21 protein-coding genes are annotated in these 17,789 nt (G+C 65.7%); 10 read left to right on the top strand and 11 right to left on the bottom strand.

The genetic code is table 11. The features are described from left to right. The 3 genes from sdhD to ACYVGE_RS03520 form a co-directional block, all read right to left on the bottom strand. Positions 1–396, bottom strand: coding sequence for a succinate dehydrogenase, hydrophobic membrane anchor protein (gene sdhD, locus ACYVGE_RS03530; RefSeq protein ID WP_460727072.1), 396 nt, complete (start codon positions 394–396; stop codon positions 1–3). After that, positions 393–800 (bottom strand): succinate dehydrogenase, cytochrome b556 subunit, encoded by a 408-nt coding sequence (gene sdhC / locus ACYVGE_RS03525; RefSeq protein ID WP_460727070.1) that lies wholly within the window; start codon positions 798–800, stop codon positions 393–395. The genes sdhD and sdhC overlap by 4 nt, the downstream gene beginning before the upstream one ends. 64 nt (positions 801–864) lie before the next feature. After that, a complete protein-coding gene (locus ACYVGE_RS03520) occupies positions 865–1,053 on the bottom strand; it encodes a DUF1674 domain-containing protein (protein ID WP_460727068.1) in 189 nt (62 codons plus the stop codon). A gap of 29 nt (positions 1,054–1,082) precedes the next feature. Here ACYVGE_RS03520 and ygfZ point away from each other — a divergent pair, with 29 nt between their 5' ends. Then, positions 1,083–1,955 carry a CAF17-like 4Fe-4S cluster assembly/insertion protein YgfZ gene (gene ygfZ / locus ACYVGE_RS03515; protein ID WP_460727066.1) on the top strand — a complete coding sequence of 291 codons (873 nt, stop codon included), beginning with the start codon at positions 1,083–1,085 and terminating at the stop codon, positions 1,953–1,955. Positions 1,956–2,036: 81 nt separating this feature from the next. Here ygfZ and ACYVGE_RS03510 read toward each other — a convergent pair whose 3' ends face one another. The 5 genes from ACYVGE_RS03510 to ACYVGE_RS03490 all read right to left on the bottom strand — a co-directional run bounded on the left by ACYVGE_RS03510 (position 2,037) and on the right by ACYVGE_RS03490 (position 7,778). Next, entirely contained in the window at positions 2,037–4,310 is a 2,274-nt protein-coding gene (locus ACYVGE_RS03510; protein ID WP_460727064.1) for a thiamine pyrophosphate-dependent enzyme, read from the bottom strand. Positions 4,311–4,352: 42 nt separating this feature from the next. Further along, positions 4,353–5,024, bottom strand: coding sequence for a glutathione S-transferase family protein (locus ACYVGE_RS03505; RefSeq protein WP_460727062.1), 672 nt, complete (start codon positions 5,022–5,024; stop codon positions 4,353–4,355). After that, positions 4,991–5,542, bottom strand: a complete 552-nt coding sequence (locus ACYVGE_RS03500) for a GNAT family N-acetyltransferase (RefSeq protein WP_460727060.1) — start codon at positions 5,540–5,542, stop codon at positions 4,991–4,993. The genes ACYVGE_RS03505 and ACYVGE_RS03500 overlap by 34 nt, the downstream gene beginning before the upstream one ends. 70 nt (positions 5,543–5,612) lie before the next feature. Continuing rightward, the gene (locus tag ACYVGE_RS03495) at positions 5,613–6,776 is read right to left on the bottom strand and encodes an acyl-CoA dehydrogenase family protein (protein ID WP_460727058.1); all 1,164 of its coding nucleotides are present in this window, start codon (positions 6,774–6,776) and stop codon (positions 5,613–5,615) included. A gap of 186 nt (positions 6,777–6,962) precedes the next feature. Then, positions 6,963–7,778: a glycine zipper 2TM domain-containing protein gene (locus ACYVGE_RS03490; RefSeq protein ID WP_460727056.1), complete on the bottom strand. Its 816-nt coding sequence runs from the start codon at positions 7,776–7,778 to the stop codon at positions 6,963–6,965. 166 nt (positions 7,779–7,944) lie between these two features. On the opposite strand from ACYVGE_RS03490, the gene ACYVGE_RS03485 reads away from it, so the two are divergent. Both ACYVGE_RS03485 and ACYVGE_RS03480 read left to right on the top strand, forming a co-directional pair. Then, positions 7,945–8,187, top strand: coding sequence for a DUF6116 family protein (locus ACYVGE_RS03485; RefSeq protein ID WP_460727054.1), 243 nt, complete (start codon positions 7,945–7,947; stop codon positions 8,185–8,187). Positions 8,188–8,190: 3 nt separating this feature from the next. After that, complete coding sequence (locus ACYVGE_RS03480) at positions 8,191–8,964, top strand: TatD family hydrolase (protein ID WP_460727052.1); 774 nt, start codon at positions 8,191–8,193, stop codon at positions 8,962–8,964. On the opposite strand, the gene tcdA is transcribed toward ACYVGE_RS03480, so the two are convergent. Beyond that, on the bottom strand, positions 8,965–9,786 hold the full coding sequence (gene tcdA, locus ACYVGE_RS03475; protein ID WP_460727050.1) for a tRNA cyclic N6-threonylcarbamoyladenosine(37) synthase TcdA: 822 nt from the start codon (positions 9,784–9,786) through the stop codon (positions 8,965–8,967). Between the two features lie 99 nt (positions 9,787–9,885). Here tcdA and ACYVGE_RS03470 point away from each other — a divergent pair, with 99 nt between their 5' ends. Beyond that, complete coding sequence (locus ACYVGE_RS03470; RefSeq protein ID WP_460727048.1) at positions 9,886–10,329, top strand: hypothetical protein; 444 nt, start codon at positions 9,886–9,888, stop codon at positions 10,327–10,329. Positions 10,330–10,503: 174 nt separating this feature from the next. After that, entirely contained in the window at positions 10,504–10,965 is a 462-nt protein-coding gene (locus ACYVGE_RS03465; RefSeq protein WP_460727299.1) for a glycine zipper 2TM domain-containing protein, read from the top strand. 135 nt (positions 10,966–11,100) lie between these two features. On the opposite strand, the gene ACYVGE_RS03460 is transcribed toward ACYVGE_RS03465, so the two are convergent. Beyond that, entirely contained in the window at positions 11,101–11,310 is a 210-nt protein-coding gene (locus ACYVGE_RS03460) for a cold-shock protein (protein WP_310051957.1), read from the bottom strand. 241 nt (positions 11,311–11,551) lie between these two features. Here ACYVGE_RS03460 and ACYVGE_RS03455 point away from each other — a divergent pair, with 241 nt between their 5' ends. The 3 genes from ACYVGE_RS03455 to ACYVGE_RS03445 all read left to right on the top strand — a co-directional run bounded on the left by ACYVGE_RS03455 (position 11,552) and on the right by ACYVGE_RS03445 (position 14,585). Then, positions 11,552–12,052 (top strand): DUF456 domain-containing protein, encoded by a 501-nt coding sequence (locus ACYVGE_RS03455; RefSeq protein WP_460727046.1) that lies wholly within the window; start codon positions 11,552–11,554, stop codon positions 12,050–12,052. Beyond that, positions 12,049–13,227, top strand: a complete 1,179-nt coding sequence (locus tag ACYVGE_RS03450; RefSeq protein WP_460727044.1) for a phospholipase A — start codon at positions 12,049–12,051, stop codon at positions 13,225–13,227. Before ACYVGE_RS03455 ends, ACYVGE_RS03450 begins: the two co-directional genes overlap by 4 nt. Before the next feature lie 92 nt (positions 13,228–13,319). Beyond that, positions 13,320–14,585 carry a phospholipase D-like domain-containing protein gene (locus ACYVGE_RS03445; RefSeq protein ID WP_460727297.1) on the top strand — a complete coding sequence of 422 codons (1,266 nt, stop codon included), beginning with the start codon at positions 13,320–13,322 and terminating at the stop codon, positions 14,583–14,585. A 31-nt stretch (positions 14,586–14,616) separates the two neighbouring features. Here the strand turns inward: ACYVGE_RS03445 and ACYVGE_RS03440 are convergent, their stop codons facing one another. Continuing rightward, positions 14,617–16,149 carry a fumarate hydratase gene (locus ACYVGE_RS03440; RefSeq protein ID WP_460727042.1) on the bottom strand — a complete coding sequence of 511 codons (1,533 nt, stop codon included), beginning with the start codon at positions 16,147–16,149 and terminating at the stop codon, positions 14,617–14,619. Positions 16,150–16,324: 175 nt separating this feature from the next. Here ACYVGE_RS03440 and ACYVGE_RS03435 point away from each other — a divergent pair, with 175 nt between their 5' ends. Beyond that, the gene (locus ACYVGE_RS03435) at positions 16,325–17,152 is read left to right on the top strand and encodes a hypothetical protein (RefSeq protein ID WP_460727040.1); all 828 of its coding nucleotides are present in this window, start codon (positions 16,325–16,327) and stop codon (positions 17,150–17,152) included. A 210-nt stretch (positions 17,153–17,362) separates the two neighbouring features. Then, complete coding sequence (locus ACYVGE_RS03430; RefSeq protein WP_460727038.1) at positions 17,363–17,734, top strand: VOC family protein; 372 nt, start codon at positions 17,363–17,365, stop codon at positions 17,732–17,734. Positions 17,735–17,789 lie beyond the last annotated feature (55 nt).

Genomic DNA, 17,789 nt, shown 5'->3' with positions numbered 1-17,789 from the left:
TTACGCTCCCAGCGCGATGCGGATGACGGCGAGCACGCTGGCGAGTGCCGCGAGGACGCAGATGAAGATGTTGGCGAGGTGCAGGACGGTCGCCGACCACGGCGTATGCACGTAGTCCTCGATGATCACCTGCAGGCCGAGCTTGGCGTGCCAGAACGTGGCAATCAGGAAGGCGATCAGCAATACGGCGTTGCAGGGCCTGGCTACCGCGGCATGCACCGTGGCGTAGTCGTCGCCGACCAGCGAGATGATCAGGCCGACCACGTACAGCGACAGGAACACGAGCGCGACCGCGGTGATGCGCTGGAGCACGAAGTGATGCGTGCCGTCCTTCGCGGAACCCAGGCCGCGCGCATTCTTCAGCGGCGTGCGCAGGCGCTTGTTGGAGGCACTCATGCGCCACCCCGCTGCATCATCGCCAGCACCCAGATCAGCGCGGTCAGCAGCAGGCTGCCGAACACCGAGATCCAGCTGTTGCGCACGAACGTTGCAATCGCATAGCCGTAGCCCGCGTCCTGCACCAGATGGCGTATGCCATTGATCAGGTGGTAGGCCAGCGACCAGCTCCAGCCGAACAGGATCAGGAATCCCAACGGCGAACGCGCGAAGGCGCTGAAGTGGGCCCACTGCTCCGGACCCGCGGCGAGCGAGAGGAACGCGCAGACCATGAGCAGGCTGCCAAGGGCGAGGACCACACCGGTTGCACGGTGCAGGATGGAAGTCACCATCTGCACCTGCCAGCTGTAAACCTGGAGGTGGGGCGACAAGGGACGTTCGCGAACGCGTCGGTGTTCGGCCATGAGCGTGCGGTGTCTCTCGGCTGGGCGGCGGGGCCGCGGGGGAAGTGGAGTGAAGAGTCTGGAACTAGAAATCGATGCAGCGGCCGTTCTTTTCCCAATCGCCGTAGCGCGTCGGTTCGAGCCCCTCGCGTCCGCCCCATTCCCTTGGGGCCTGTTTCACTGTCGACTCGTCCGCTGCGGGCGTGGATCCTGCGTCGGCAGGTAGGTCCGTGACGTCCTCGGGCGGAGCTTCCTGGGGGGATTGGCCTATCATCTCAGCGTAAAAGCTTAATTCCCGCCCCCATGCATGACAACCCGCAGGCTGCCGCCAGCCTGGCCTTTGCCCTTCCCGACCACCGTGTGATCGCGCTTTCCGGGCGCGATGCAGCCGTGTTTGCGCAGGCGCAATTCATGAACGACCTCAAGACCCTGGCGCCCGGCCGCTGGCACTGGAGCGGCTGGCTGACGCCGAAAGGGCGCGTGATTGCGCTGTTTGCGCTGCTCAAGCTCGACGAGGAAACCCTCTGGCTGCTGCTGCCCGACGCCGATCCGGTGACGCTCGCGGCTGCGCTGCAGCGCTTCGTGTTCCGCAGCAAGGTAGGGATCGCGGTGCGTGACGACCTGCGCGTGGAAGGGGCATTCGCTCCGCCTGCGCAGGCGCGTGGCGACGAGATCGCGGGCGACGCCGGCGCGGGCGTGGAACTCGATTTCGGCGCCGATGCCGGTGCCCGGACCTTGCGCATCCTGTCGGTTTCAACGGCCTTGCAAGATCCGGCGCTTGGCGGACGCTGGGCCGCCTTCGACCTCAAGCACGGCCTGCCGCGCCTGCCCGCATCGCAGACGGACCATTGGACGCCGCAACAACTTTCACTGGACCGCATCAATGCCTTCAGCGTGAAGAAGGGATGCTATCCGGGCCAGGAGATCGTGGCGCGCACGCATTTCCTCGGCAAGGTGAAGCGCGGCCTGGCATTGCTCGAGGCGGACTCGGCGCTGCACGCAGGCGAAGACCTGCGGGCCGCGGGCGCGCCGCTCGGCCATGTGGTCGCGTGCGCGGACGATGGCAAGCGCCATCTCGCCCTGGCGGTGGCGCCGCTGGAGCGCGCAGCCGCGCCGTTGCAGGTGGGCGAAACCGACGTATGGGAGTCGCCGCTGGGCGAAGGCCTGGCGCGCTGATCACGGGGCGGCTGTTCGACCACCGCGCCGCGACCGCCCCTCTTGCCCATCACCCAGCGGGGGGAGCCCCGCCCTACCCGGTCAGAGCCTGTCGGCAGCGGCGACGATATCGTCGTCGCCCGGGATCACCAGGAAGGCGGCACCGGCCAATGGCGTGTAGGTGTCCTTGCCCACGACGCGCTGGAACGGACGCGCGCCATAGCCCCCTTCGGCGATGGCGGTGATCACGCCCTCGCCGACGCTGGCGCTATGGCGTCCCTCGTCGACGATGACGATCCGCTTGGCGTTCTTCGCCTGCTCGACGATGTAGGCCTCGTTGAGCGGCACCAGCCAGCGCAGGTCGACGATACGCACCTTCCAGCCATGCTTTGCCTCGATCGTGCGCGCGGCGCGCAGGCTCATCGGCACGCCGTTGCCGTAGCTGAAGATGACGAGGTCGTCATTGCCTTCACCGTAGACGCGGCCCTCGCCCAGCGGCATCGCTTCGTCCGGCTTGGGATAGGTGGTCAGCCACTGGCCATCGCCGGCTTCGTACAGATCCTTGGCCATGTAGAGCGCGATCGGTTCGAGGAACACGCTGACGCGGCCGTCGACCTTGGCCAACGCAGTCAGGGTGCGCAGCATGGTCGCCGCATCGTCGCCGCGCGACGGGCAACCGACCACGAGGCCCGGGATGTCGCGCAGCGCCGTGATCGAATTGTCGTTGTGGAAGTGCCCACCGAAGCCCCGCTGGTAACCCAGGCCGGCGATGCGCACCACCATCGGGTTGGCGTACTGGTTGTTCGAGAAGAACTGCAGCGATGCCGCTTCGCCGCGGATCTGGTCGCAGGCGTTGTGGAAGTACGCGAGGTACTGGATTTCCGGGATCGGCAGCAGGCCGACGTTGGCGAAACCCTGCGCCATGCCCAGGATCATCGTTTCGTCGAGCAGCGTGTTGAATACGCGGCGCGGGCCGAACGCCTTCTGCAGCCCCTTGGTCACGGTGTACACGCCGCCCTTCTGCGCCACGTCCTCGCCGAACAGCAGCGTTTCCGGGTACTTGGCGAAGATGTCGTGCAATGCGTTGTTGATCTGGATGGCGAGGTGGCGCGGCGCCTGGTTCTCCGGCAGCTTGGCTTCGCTGCCGAACACTTCGAGGCGACGCTGCGCGTAATCGGCGCGCGTGGCTTCCTTCTGCACGGCCGCCGGGGTGTACGGCGCGAGCGGTGCGATCACGTCTTCCAGCTTGTCGAGCTTGGGGCGGCGGTCGGCTTCTTCCGCGGCCGCGAAGCACTTCCTGCGCGTGGCTTCGTACAGGGCCAGCACTTCGTCCTTCGACATCAGGCCGGACTGCAACGCGATTTCGGCCGAACGCAGCAGCGGATCGCCTGCCTCGACGGCGCACAGCTCTTCGATCGAACGCCATTCGATCTCGAAGTCGGTGCCGGCGTGGCCCATGATCCGGTTGGTCTTGAGGTGCAGGAAGGTCGGCCGGCGCGTGCGGCGGCAATGCTCGACGGCCTTCTGCACGTCGCCGTAACCTGTTGCGAGATCGAGGCCATCGGCGAAGAAGTAATCGAGGCCATCCATCTGCTGGAAACGGTTGGCGATCCAGCCCGACGGCGTCTTCACCGAAATGCCGATGCCGTTGTCCTCGCAAACGAACAGCACGGGAGCCGGCAGCTTCTGGTAGGCGGTCCAGGCGGCGGCGTTGAACGCGGTCTGCGCGGTGGCGTGGTTGGCCGAAGCGTCGCCAAACGAGCAGATGGCGATGCTGTCGTCCGGAATCGGCAACGAGTGGCCAAGGCGCCTGCCGGCCTCGATGGCGACCGCGGTGCCCAGCGCCTTGGGCAGGTGCGAGGCGATGGTCGAAGTCTGCGGCAGGACCCACAACGGCTTGCTGCCCCACACCTTGTGGCGGCCGCCCGAAGCCGGATCGTCCTTGCTCGCCGCGAACGACAGCGCCGAATCCATGATCGGATCCAGGCCCGGCAGCTTGCGGAAGCGCTCGGCCATGAAGCCGCCGGAACGGTAGTGCAGGAATGCCGGATCGGTGTGGCGGGTCAGCCGCGCGACCATCGCATTGCCTTCGTGGCCACTGGAACCGATGGTGTAGAAGACCTTGTTCTGCACGCGCAGCACACGTGCCATCAGGTCGAGGTGGCGGCTGATCAGCTGCGACTCGAACAGCTCGCGGAAGCCCTGCGCGTCCAGGGCGCTGCCATCGAGGATCGCCTCGTGCGCCGCCGGCCTGGCGTCGCTGGTGCCGCTCCAGCCGTTCACGAACTCGCTGAAATTGACGTCGCAGATCTCGGCCCGGTTGAGGCCTTTCATGCGAGCAGGAATCGGATTGGGAATGGCGGTGAACATGGACATCAAAGGCTCCGCTTCTCGCGCGCGAGAAGGCTCAAGGGGGAATCAGTTGGACTGCGCGATCAGCGCCGCGGCGGCGGCGTCGGGCCCGGGCATGGGCACGAAGCCGGGCGTCTGCGCGATGCGCGCCAGCCAGTCGCGGATCGCGGGATAGTTTTCGAGGCTCACGCCGCCATGGTCGGCAACGCAGGTGTAGGCGAAGAGTGCGATATCCGCGATGCCGTAATCGTCGCCGGTGAACCACGCATGCGCCGACAGGTGGCGTTCCATGACCGCAAGTGCCTGGTGGCTGCGCTCACGCAGGCGCGGCAGGTCGGCGCGGCGCGGCGAATCGATCGGCGTCCAGCCACAGATGAAACGGGCGACGGCGATGTAGGGCTCGTGGCTGTACTGTTCGAAGAACATCCAGCTCAGCGCCTGCGCCTTCTGCCACGGGTCCACCGGCAGGAACGAAGTGCCCTCGGCGATCCAGTGCAGGATGGCATTGGACTCGGTCAGCACGCGCCCGTCGTCGAGTTCGATGAAGGGCACCTTGCCGTTGGGGTTCTTCGCCAGCATTTCAGGCGTGCGCGTGGAACCGTCGTCGCTGCGCTTCTCGACCCAGCGGTAATCGCGACCTGCCTGCTCCAGCAGCAGCCGGACCTTGTGGCAATTGCCCGACGGCGCGAAACCGTAGACGGTGATCATGCGGCGGTCTCCTTGCGGCGCGCGGCCCATTCCTCGCGGGTCTGGCCCCAGATGTCGATGGCATGCGCATCCAGCGGCGCCGGCAGCTTGCCCGGTCCGCGATTCCGCGAGCCCAATCGTTGTGCGACGGCCTGCGACGCGGTGTTGGTCGGAGCGATGGAATGGATTACGTCGCTCCAGCCGAGCACATCGAACGCCCAGTCCATGGCGGCCACGCAGGCTTCGGTCGCATAGCCCCTGCCGCGCGCGTCGGGATGGAAGGAATAGCCGACTTCGGTTCCGGGCCAGCCATCCGGTTGCCATGGACCCGCCTGGCCCATCCAGCGGCCGCTCGCCTTTTCGATCACCGAGAACATGGCGAAGCCCTGCAGCATCCACGCCCCCGGCATCTGCAGGAAGCGGCGCCAGGCGTCGTGGCGCAGCAGCGGGCCGCCGATGTGGTGCGAGCTTTCGTCCCCCAGCATCTCGGCGTATCGCTCGAAGTCGTCGATCCTCGGCACGCGCAGGACCAGGCGTGGGGTTTCAAGCTGGACATCGGGAGCAGCCAAACCGGATCCTCCGTGCATCTTGGAAACTGCTTCACCGTCCCTGCCCAGGCAGGGACGGGTTCGCGGGATATCAGAACGCGTTGATGCCGGTCAGCTCGCGGCCGATCACCAGCTGGTGCACGGTCTCGGTGCCTTCATAGGTGATGACCGATTCCAGGTTCAGCGCATGGCGGATCGCCGCGTGCTCGGTGGTGATGCCTGCGCCGCCCAACAGGTCGCGGCATTCGCGCGCGATGTCGATGGCCATGCGGCAGTTGTTCCACTTCGCCAGCGACACCTGTGCAGGCTGCATCTTGCCGGCATCCTTGAGGCGACCCAGCTGCACGACGAGCAGCTGCGCCAGGGTGATGCGGCGGGCCATCTCGGCCATCTTGATCTGCGCGCTCTGCGTCGCCGCCACCGGTCGATCGAACAGGATGCGTTCCTTCGTGTAGGCCAGCACTTCCTCCAGGCACGCGATGGCGGCGCCGATCGGGCCCCAGGTAATGCCGTAGCGCGCCTGCGTGAGGCAACCCAGCGGACCCTTCAGTCCCTTCACGTTCGGCAGGCGATTGGCTTCCGGAACGCGCACGTTGTCGAAATACAGCGCGCTGGTGACCGAGGCGCGCAGGCTCATCTTGTGCTTGATTTCCTGGGCGGCGAAGCCGGCCATTCCCTTCTCGACCACGAAGCCCTGGATGCCCTCGTCGGTCTGCGCCCAGACGATGGCGATATCGGCGACGTTGCCGTTGGTGATCCACATCTTCGAGCCGTTGAGGATCCAGTCGCCGCCGTCCTTGCGGGCATTGGTCTTCATGTTGGCCGGGTCGGAACCACCATGCGGTTCGGTCAGGCCGAAGCAGCCGATGGTCTCGCCCCGCGCCATCGACGGCAGCCAGCGCATGCGCTGCTCTTCGCTGCCGTAGGCGTAGATCGGGTACATGCACAGCGACGACTGCACGCTGACGAAGCTGCGGATGCCGCTGTCGCCGCGTTCCAGTTCCTGGCAGATCAGGCCGTAGCTGACGGCGTTGAGGCCGGCGCAGCCGTACTTCTCGGGCAACGAGGAACCCAGCAGGCCCAGCTCGGCGATTTCCGGAATCAGTTCCCGCGGAAAGCGGCCCTGGTCGAAGGCGTCGCCGATGATCGGCAGCACGCGCTCGTTGGTGAATCGGGCAACGGTGTCCTGGACGGCCTGCTCTTCTTCGCTCAGGAGGGAACGGACGTCGTACAGATCGTTGGAAGGCAGGGCCATCGGGTGCTCGGGCGCGGGGGAAAGACGCCCATTGTATCGACCCATGTTGCGGCGCGGCACCCCAACGCCACGGATTCGGCAACGTCCCAAAACAGACGGGGCCGGATGTCCGGCCCCGTCGGGGTATTGCATGCGGCTGGTTTCAGCCTGGATGTTTCAACCCCGGCTGCTTCAGCCCTGGGTGTATCAGCCCTGGGTCTTGTCCGCGGTAGCGGCGGCGGTCTGGGTGACCACTTCGCCATTGACCACCGGCAGCTTGTCGCCGGGCTTCTCATCCATGCGGATGGTCTGCTCCGCGCCGTTGTAGCGGTAGGTCACGTCGTAGCCGACCACTTCGTTTTCGCTGCCCAGGCGGATCTGGCTACCCGGCTTGCTCTCGGTACGCATCGTGCCCTTGGTGCCGTCCGGGTTGCGGTAGGTCACGTTGTAGGCAACGGTCTTGCTCGAGGTGCTGGTGCTGGAAACCGTGTGGCACTGGTGCTCGGTGCGGCTGGTGACCTTGCCGCCCACGTGGTTCTTGTCGACGCGGTTGCCGATGTAACCGCCGGCGGCGGCGCCGGCCACGGTCGCGGCCTTGCGGCCGTTGCCGCTGCCCACCTGGTTGCCGACGAGGCCACCGATGATCGCGCCGGCCACGGTGCCGCCGACATTGCCATCACGTTCCGGGGCGCGTTCCTGCACGACCACGTCCTCGCAGACTTCGCGCGGGGTCGAAGTGGTGCTGGTCTCCTTGACCGGTTCGGTGCCGAGCACGGTCGCGTAGAGCGGCTTCTTCTCCGTCAGTTCCTTGACGTTGACGACATCCGCGTATTCAAGCTTGCTGCCTTCGATCGCACCGTTGGCCGCCAGGTCACCTTCGGTGCCGGCAGTCGCCTGCGGGTTGGCCGTGGCGAAATCGCTGGCCGCGGCATCGCCGTGGCCACGGAAACTGTTGTACGCCGCCACCGCGACGCCACCCACGAGCAGCGAAGCCAGTGCTACGGCGAGCATGTTCTTGTTCATTTGGAGCCTCCTGCTGCGGGAGTCAACCCGCGTGTGTTGTTGGACGGCTGCATTGCATCACCGGGAACCTGAACGAGCGCCCAGCCGGAGCAACGAAAACCTAACGAAAATGAACCAGTTGTTCACAGCGTGATAGCGTGCACACATCCTTCCCGGGTCGTTTCCCATGGCCAATCCCCTGCTTGCCCCGCTCCTCGGTTTCCTTGGCCGCCTGAGCTATCCGCGGCTGTTCGTGGTCACGGCCGTCCTGTTCGTGATCGACCTGGTCATTCCCGATTTCATACCGTTTGCGGACGAGATCCTGCTTGGCCTCGGCACCCTGTTGCTGGCGAATTTCAAGAATCGCAAGGCACCGGAATCTCCCGGCAAGAACGCCAAGAGCGTGATCGAAGGCGAATCACGCCGCTGATCGATGGTGCTGGTCGACAGCCACTGCCACCTGGATGCCGCGGAATTCGACGCGGATCGCCATGCGGTGATTGCCCGCGCCCAGGCCTCCGGAGTGACGCGGCAGATCGTTCCCGCGGTCGCTGCGGCCCACTGGCCGAAGCTGCGCGATGTCTGTTCGCGCAGCACCGGACTGTTCCCGGCTTACGGCCTGCATCCGATGTACCTGGACGTGCACCGGCCGGAGCACCTGGCGCAGTTGCGCGAATGGATCGAGCGCGAGCGGCCCGTCGCCGTCGGCGAATGTGGGCTGGATTACTTCGTCGAAGGACTCGACCGCGACACCCAGTCGCTTTACTTCGATGGCCAGCTGCGCCTCGCGCGCGATTTCGATCTTCCGGTCGTCGTGCATGCGCGCCGGGCAGTGGATGCGGTCATCGCCGCGATCCGCAAGACGGGCAAGCTGCGCGGGGTCGTGCACAGCTATTCCGGGAGCGTCGAACAGGCGCGGCAACTGTGGGATCTCGGCTTCCTGATCGGGCTTGGAGGTCCGGTCACCTACGACCGCGCCAATCGCCTGCGCCAACTTGCGCGCACCATGCCGCTGGAATTCCTGCTGCTCGAGACCGATGCGCCCGACCAGCCGGATGCCGGCATCCGTGGGCAACGCAACGAACCTGCGCGGTTGGCGAACGTGCTGGCGGTGATCGCGCAGTTGCGGCAACAGAGCCAAGCGGACATCGCCGCGATTACGACGGCCAACGCGGAGCGCCTGTTCGGGATCGGGCAGAACGCCTGATCAGCTGCTGGCGGTGTCGCGGCGCGGTTTCAGCAGGAGCTCGAGCGCCCGGCCGACGGCGGCGAATGCAAACGTGCCAGTGATGTGCGTCGCCGCACCCAGCCCCGCGCCGCAGTCCAGCTTCAAGGCCGCCTCGCCACTGACCTGCGGCCGCACGCCGCACACGCTGCCATCGGGTTGCGGGTATTGGACGTTCTCCAGCGAATAAATCGCGGAGACGCCGAAGTAGCGGTCGCGATTCTTCGGGAAGTTGAACTCGCTGCGCAACTTCTTGCGGATCAGCGCGAGCATCGCGTCGTGTTCGGTGCGTGACAGGTCGCGCACGCGCACGAGCGTGGGGTCGGTGCGACCACCCGCGGAGCCGCACACGATCAGGGGCAGCTTGCGCCGGCGGCACCATGCGATCAGCTCGACCTTGCTGCGGAAGCTGTCGCAGGCATCCAGTACCAGGTCGAAGCCGCGATCGAGCAGCGTCTCGATGTTGCTGGCCGTGAGGAAGTTGGGGATGGCTTCCACCTCGATGCCCGGGTTGATGGCGCGGCAACGCTCGGCCATCGCTTCGACCTTGTTGCGGCCGTACTGGCCCTGCAGCGCGGGCAACTGGCGGTTGGTGTTGGACACGCACAGGTCGTCGGCGTCGATCAGGCACAGGTGGCCGATACCGCTACGCGCCAGCGCTTCCACGGCCCACGACCCGACGCCGCCCATGCCGATCACGGCAATGCGGGCATGGGCGAAACGCCGCAGGGCGCCCCTGCCGTAGAGACGGTCGATGCCGCCGAAACGTTCTTGCCAGCGGGGATCCAGTGCTTGCGTGGTCATGCGCATAGTGTAAGCGGCGGCCGGTGGCGAATCCGGGTGTTGCCTTGTTATGGTGCGCGGCAAGTCGCCGCGGCACGCGGCACAACGAAGGAGTCACGCATGAGCGATCCCAACCCCGGTACGGCAGTCCGCAAGGGCCATGGCTCGAAGTACCTCTTCCTGTTCCTGCTCGGCCTGGTCGTGGGCGCCATCGGCGTGGTGATGGCGCTGCGCGCGTGGGATGCCCGCAAGGACCACTTCCCGGAAAGCCTCATGCATGTGCAGGACTGGCACATGGACCGGCTGGTCAAGGCGACGGAACAGAACCGCTGCGCCGCCACGGACACGCTGCCCCATCTCAAGGCACTGCGCATGACGGCCGACGACATTGAACTTGCGTTCCCCGGACTGGCCGACGACCAGCGCTTCACCGACGCGGCGAGCAAGTTGCGCGGCACGCTCGACGGTGCGCTCACTGCGCCACCGATGAACTGTGAAGGCGTGGCGAAACTGGCCAAGGACATCGGCGCCAACTGCAAGGCCTGCCACCAGGATTTCCGCTGACCCGGAAACCACCTCTCCCGCTGGGGGCTGAACGCACCAGCGGGCAGGGTCCAAAGTTGATGGCCGGTTCACGCGGCCCCGCCTAGGTTGGGGACACGTGGTCCTGGCGCATGCATCGCATGACATGAAGCAATGCGCCGCCACGGTATCCCCACCAAGGAGCGTCGCATGAATATCCGCAATCCCCTTCTGATCTGCGTTGCCGCGGCCTCGATGGCACTGGCCGGCTGCGCCACGTCACCTGGGTACAGCACGTCACCCGGGTACAGCAGCGGCGGCTACGGTGGTTCGAGCGCATCCTGCTATGACTGCGGCACCGTCACCCATATCGAACAGATCGGCCAACCCAGCAGCGGCGTGACCGGCGCGGTGCTCGGCGGCGTCGTCGGAGCTGCCGCGGGTCGCGAGATCGCCAACGACAAGAGCAAGGGCCAGCAGAATACGGCTACAGCGGCTGGCGCGGTCGTGGGTGCAGTCGCTGGCAGCGCAATCGAACGCAACGTCCACGGTGCGCACTACAACGTCTATGTCCGCATGGACGACGGCCGCACCGTGACGGTCACGCAGAACGACCTCAACGGCGTCCATGAGGGCTCGTATGTCCATGTCTACAACGGACACGCCACATTGCGTTGACACGTTGCTTTGATACGCAGCTCGCAAAGAAAAGGCCCGCAATCGCGGGCCTTTTACTGTGCATGTGCACAAAAGAAACCCGGCCGGGGCCGGGTTTCAAAAATCCTGTTACGCGGTCAGACCGCGCCGGGACAATTACATCGGTTCGACAGCGTCAGCCTGCAGGCCCTTCTGGCCCTGGACGACGGTGAACGTGACCTTCTGGCCTTCCTTCAGGCTCTTGAAGCCCTGGGACTGGATCGCGCGGAAGTGCACGAACACATCTTCGCCGTTTTCACGGCTGATGAAGCCAAAGCCCTTGGCATCGTTGAACCACTTGACGGTACCGGTTTCACGGTTCGACATTTTTACTTGCTCCCTGGAACGTTTGCTGGTTGTGACACGACTTGCGTCGTGTGCTGGTTCGCAAGGAGGAAGCGAGGTGCAACGATGTAGCGGATCGATGGATCAACCGCATCGGGCCACGGTTCACGGTGACCCTGGCAAACACAGCGCCCGCACCGTACCCCGGGATCGGTGAAAATGCAACGGCGCGCGCGGACCGGCAAGCACCCAAAAGACGACCAGATATCGGGGACAGGACGGGATGGAATTTCAGACTATTTATTACGTGCTTGCGGTGGTGATGATGCTGGTGGGCATCGCTGGCACCGTGCTTCCTGCCCTGCCCGGCCTGCCCCTGGTCTTCGCCGGAATGCTGCTCGCCGCCTGGGCGGGCGGGTTCGAGCAGGTCGGTGGCTGGACCATGGCGATACTGGCGGTGTTGACACTGTTCTCGCTGGGCATCGACTTCATGGCCACGGCCCTTGGCGCCAAGCGGGTCGGCGCCAGCAGGCCGGCCCTGGTCGGTGCGGTCCTGGGTACCTTCGCCGGCTTGCTCTTCGGAGTCGTGGGCGTCTTCATTGGCCCCTTCGTCGGGGCCCTGCTCGGTGAGCTGGTCTGGCTGCGCGGCGTGGGTGGCCGCGAACTCGGCCAGGCGACCAAGGTAGGCCTGGGGACATGGCTAGGAATCGTCGTCGGCACGGTGCTCAAGCTGGGCCTGGCCTTCGTGATGGTCGGACTGTTCGCCATCGCGTGGTTCGTATGAGCTTTGGGCAGCCGGGTGCCCCCGTCAAAGCTACCGCCCTGTTCCTGCTCTGCTCCACGTTTCCCGCATTCGCCCAGCAGGCACAACCGCCGACACCCAACCCGGAAGCCTGCGTCGCCATCGCGGCCGACCCCGACCGCCTGGCCTGCTATGACGCCGCGATGAAACGCCGCGCGTCCGACACCAGCGCGGCCGACCAGGCCGCCGTCGATGCCAAGGCGACGCGGCAGGTCATCGAGCAGTACGAACGCCTCGAACGCGAAAACCTGCCGGCGAAGGAACGCACGCGCCGCGTGGTCAGCGACCTGTTCCGCAAGGAGCACGACTCCGTCTTCGAGGAACGCATCGCCAACGCCGGCAAGGGCTCGCTGCTCGACACCCGCTGGGAGCTGGCCAAGGACTCGAAGCTGGGCGTCTTCAACTTCCGCGCCTACAAGCCGGTCTACCTGTTGCCCGCGTTCTGGACCAGCGACACCAACGAATTGCCTACTTCCTCCAACCCGTCCAAGGTGCCGCCGCAGCGGCAATCGCTGGATCCGGTCGAAGCCAAGTTCCAGCTCAGCTTCAAGACCAAGGTCGTGGAGAACCTGTTCGGGGACAACGGCGACCTGTGGGCGGCCTACACCCAGAGCTCGCGTTGGCAGGTCTACAACGCCGACGAATCGCGCCCGTTCCGCGAAACCGACTACGAACCCGAGGTGATGCTGGTGTTCCGCAACAGCTGGTCGCTCGGCGGCTGGCACGGGCGCCTGCTCGGTTTCGGCGTCAACCACCAGTCGAATGGCCGCGCCGACCCGATCTCGCGCAGCTGGAACCGCATCGTGGCCAACATCGGCCTGGATCGCGACAACTGGGCGGTGATGGTGCGCCCGTGGTGGCGCATCCCCGACGGCCGCAACGCCGACGAGAACCCCGGCATCGAGGATTACATCGGCCGCGGCGACGTCACCCTGGTGCATCGCTGGAACGACCACGAATTTGCGCTGATGGCGCGCCACTCCCTGCGCACCGGCGACAACGCACGCGGTGCGGCGCAATTCGACTGGGGCTTCCCGATCAACCGCACCCTGCGCGGCCATGTACAGGTGTTCGATGGCTATGGCGAAAGCCTGATCGACTACGACCACAAGGCCTTGTCCCTCGGCCTGGGCATTTCGCTGCTGGAGTGGTACTGAGCCCGGGGCCGCGTGCGCCGTTACGCCCGGGTTTCACACCGCATTGCGCAACGGCTCTCCAGAGTGCGCGAATGCCCTGGACTCGCAAGCGCATGCTCTGGACGATCGCAATCACAGCCCTGGCGACCTTGTTAGTGGTCGTGTTGTCGCTCAACTTCGTGGCCCCCGAGAAGAAGCTCGAGCGCAAGATCGAACACCGCTACGCCATCTCCGACCCGCAGTTCCGGCGCGAGATGGGCGTGTTGCTCGGCCCGGCGATCCTGCCGGGCAACCGCGTCACCGACCTTGAAAACGGCGACGAGATCTTCCCCGCGATGCTGGCCGCAATCCGCGGCGCGCAGAAGACGATCACGTTCGAGACCTACATCTACTGGGAGGGCCGCGTCGGCAAGGAATTCGCCGATGCCCTGTCCGAACGTGCACGCGCCGGCGTGGCGGTGAACGTCACCATCGACTGGGCCGGCAGCATCACCATGGACCAGAAACAGCTGCAGCAGATGCAGGACGCGGGCGTGCACGTCGAACGCTACCGCCCGCTGCACTGGTACAACCTGGGGCGCCTCAACAACCGCACCCATCGCAAACTGCTGGTGGTCGACGGCCGTGTGGGCTTCACCGGCGGCGTCGGCATCGGCGACCCGTGGCAGGGCAATGCCCAGGATGCCGATCACTGGCGCGATGTGCACTTCCGCATCGAAGGACCAGTGGTCGCGCAGTTCCAGTCCGCCTTCAACGACAACTGGATCAAGACCACCGGCCAGGTGCTCAACGGCGCCGGCTACTTCCCGCCCCTGGAAGCAGCCAATGGGGTCGATGCGCACATGTTCATCAGTTCGCCGGCGGGCGGCAGCGAGAGCATGCACCTGATGTACCTGATGGCGATCGCGGCGGCCGAGCACACGATCGACCTGGAGGCCGCCTATTTCATCCCGGACGAACTCATCACCAAGGCACTGATAGCCGCACGCCACCGCGGCGTGCGCATCCGCGTGCTGGTGCCGGGGAAGAACACCGACTCCGATGCTGCCCGCGTCGCGTCGAAGGAAGGCTGGGGACCGCTGCTGCTGGCCGGCATCGGGATCTGGGAATACGAGCCGACGATGTTCCACAACAAGATGCTGATCGTGGACGGCGAACTGGTGTCGGTGGGCTCCACCAACTTCGACCTGCGCTCGTTCCGGCTGAACGACGAAGCCAGCCTCAATGTCTACGACCGCGCCTTCGCGGCGCGGATGACCGAAGTATTCGAGAGCGACCTGAAGCCGACGCGGCGCTACACCTACCAGACCTGGCAGAAGCGGCCGCTCAAGGAAAAGCTCTTCGAGAAGTTCATCCTGCCGCTCAAGTCGCAGTTGTAGTGCCGGGTCACCCCGGCACTCTGCCGGCAGCTCAGGCCACGACCACCGGAATCTTGCCGATCTTCGCCTGCCATTCGCGCGGGCCGGTCTGATGCACCGACGTACCCTGCGAATCCACGGCCACGGTCACGGGCATGTCCTGCACTTCGAATTCGTAGATCGCCTCCATGCCCAGGTCGGCGAAACCGACGACCCTGGCCGCCTTGATCGCCTTCGACACCAGGTAGGCGGCGCCACCCACGGCCATCAGATAGGCCGACTGATGCTTCTTGATCGCCTCGATCGCGGCCGGGCCGCGCTCGGCCTTGCCGACCATGCCCATCAGTCCCGTCTGCGCCAGCACCTGTTCGGTGAACTTGTCCATGCGCGTGGCGGTGGTGGGACCGGCGGGGCCGACGACTTCGTCGCGCACCGGATCGACCGGGCCGACGTAGTAGATGAAGCGGCCCTTGAGATCGACCGGCAGCGGCTCGCCCTTGTTGAGCATGTCGACCATGCGCTTGTGCGCGGCGTCGCGGCCCGTGAGCAGCTTGCCGTTGAGCAGCAGTACCTCGCCCGGCTTCCAACTGGCGACGTCTTCCCTGGTCAGCGTGTCGAGGTCGACGCGACGGCCCTTCGACGCGTCGTAGGTGAGTTCCGGCCAGTCGGCGAGCGACGGCGGATCCAGCATCACCGGGCCGCTGCCGTCGAGGGTGAAGTGGGCATGGCGCGTGGCAGCGCAGTTCGGGATCAGCGCGACCGGCAGGTTCGCCGCATGCGTCGGGTAATCCTTGACCTTGATGTCGAGCACCGTGGTCAGGCCGCCCAGGCCCTGGGCACCGATGCCGAGCGCGTTGACCTTTTCGTACAGCTCCAGCCGCAGCTCTTCGGCGCGGTTGGATGCACCACGCTGCTGCAGGTCGGTGATGTCGATCGGCTCCATCAGCGCTTCCTTGGCCAGCAGCATCGCCTTCTCGGCGGTGCCGCCGATGCCGATGCCGAGCATGCCCGGCGGGCACCAGCCGGCGCCCATGGTCGGCACGGTCTTGAGCACCCAGTCGACGATGGAGTCGGACGGGTTGAGCATGGCGAACTTCGACTTCGCCTCGGAGCCGCCGCCCTTCGCAGCGACGATCACGTCGACGGTGTTGCCCGGCACGACCTTCACGTTCACCACGCCCGGCGTGTTGTCCTTCGTATTGGTGCGCTTGCCGGCGGGGTCGGCCAGCACCGAGGCGCGCAGCTTGTTGTCCGGGTGGTTGTACGCCCGGCGCACGCCTTCGTGGACCATGTCCTCGACGCCCATGGTGGCGTCGTCCCAGCGCACGTTCATGCCGATCTCGAGGAACACGGTGACGATGCCGGTGTCCTGGCAGATCGGGCGATGGCCCTCGGCGCACATGCGCGAGTTGATCAGGATCTGGGCGATCGCGTCCTTGGCGGCCGGCGATTCCTCGCGTTCATAGGCGGCGGCGAGGTTCCGGATGTAGTCGACCGGGTGGTAGTACGAGATGTACTGCAGGGCGTCGGCGATCGACTGGATCAGGTCCTCCTGCCGGATCGCGACGGGGGTGGAAGCGGACACGGACGAAGCGGAAATACGGCTCACGGCGGATGACGGGCTGGCTGCAGGGGGACGCAATTGTACCCACCCCGACCCCGTTGGCCGCCCCGGGGTTAGGAAACCGTTCTCCCGAGCAGGCAAGGAGCCAGTCCGGGATTCCTGAACGCCCTTGCCCCACGTCCTCCTGGAGATGCCCATGTCTTTCACGGCACGCCCCCTCGCCTGCATGGCCACCGCGGCCCTGGCGCTCGCCATCCCTGCGCAGGCCTTTGCGGTGGAACCGCTCGACACGTTCAGCGTCCGCCTCAGCGGCTACGTCACCACGTTCGACACTTCGATCCGGGCCGACGGCGAGACCGAGCGCGGCACCCCCGTCGACCTGCACCGCGACCTCGGGCTGGACAAGGACAACATCATCGCCAACATCGGCCTGACCTGGCGTCCGTGGGAGCACCACGAGTTCGGCCTGGGCTACTACACCCAGAGTGCCGACAAGACCCGCGTGACCCAGCGGGATATCGAGTTCAACGGCACCCTCTACCAGGCCCAGAGCACGGTTCGCGCCGAAAGCGACATCGACGCCTACGAGGCCTATTACGTGTGGTGGGCCGCTTCGCACGAGCGCTGGGCCTTGGGTCCGCGTTTCGGCCTGGTCTGGTACCGGCTGAAACTGGGCCTGTCGCTGGAAGTTGACGCCAATGGCAACCAGACCGGCGGGTCTATCCGCAACGACGTGTCCGCCGACCTGCCGGCGCCCACGATCGGCGGCAGCTGGCGCTGGGCGTTCCACGACGACTGGCGCATGTCGGCCGATGCCGGCTATTTCTCCGTGAACGTCAACGATGTCGACGGCGACGTCTACTTCGGGCGCCTCGGCATCGAATGGTTCCCATGGGAGCGCTCCGGCTTCCTGCTGGACTACACCATCAGCAAGATCAAGGTCGATGCCAGCAAGTCGGACTTCAACGGCAATGTCGACTTCAAGGACAGCGGCCTGCGCCTGGGCTACGTCTACCGCTTCTGACGTCCTATCGGTCCGTCGTTGGCAAGCAACGGCGGCCCTTGCCGCTTCCCCGGTGCTCCGTCGCAACGACGGCGCACGAGCGCGAGCACGCTTATGGGGCTCCGCGCCGGGTGCTGCCCGCGTTGAGCCCGGGCATCCTGACGAAACCATCACCTCGCACAAGCGCAGTCCCGACTACAAAGAACGCCCACTTCAGGCGAGGCGCGTGCCATGGCAAGCAATCCCGTCGGCTGGTTCGAAATCTATGTGCAGGACATGGCCAGGGCCAAGGCCTTCTATGAAGCCGTCTTCACCGCCCACCTGGAACGACTCGACTCCCCCGGCATCGAGATGTGGTCCTTCCCGATGCATTCCGGGCAGCCTGGCGCCGCGGGTTCGCTGGTGAAGATGGAGGGCTATCCATCCGGCGGCAACAACACCATCGTCTACTTCACCTGCACGGACTGCTCGGTGGAAGCGAAGCGCGCGTCGGCAAGCGGCGGCAAGATATTCAAGGACAAATTCTCCATCGGCCAGTACGGCTTCATCGCCCTGGTAACCGATACGGAAGGCAACATGATTGGTCTGCATTCCATGCAGTGAATGCGAATCCACTGGCGCGCAGGCGGCTGCGGCCGCAGTTGCGAAAGGGAGACTC

Source organism: Lysobacter rhizosphaerae (assembly GCF_054779795.1).
This window is presented reverse-complemented; position numbering and strand designations above follow the sequence as displayed.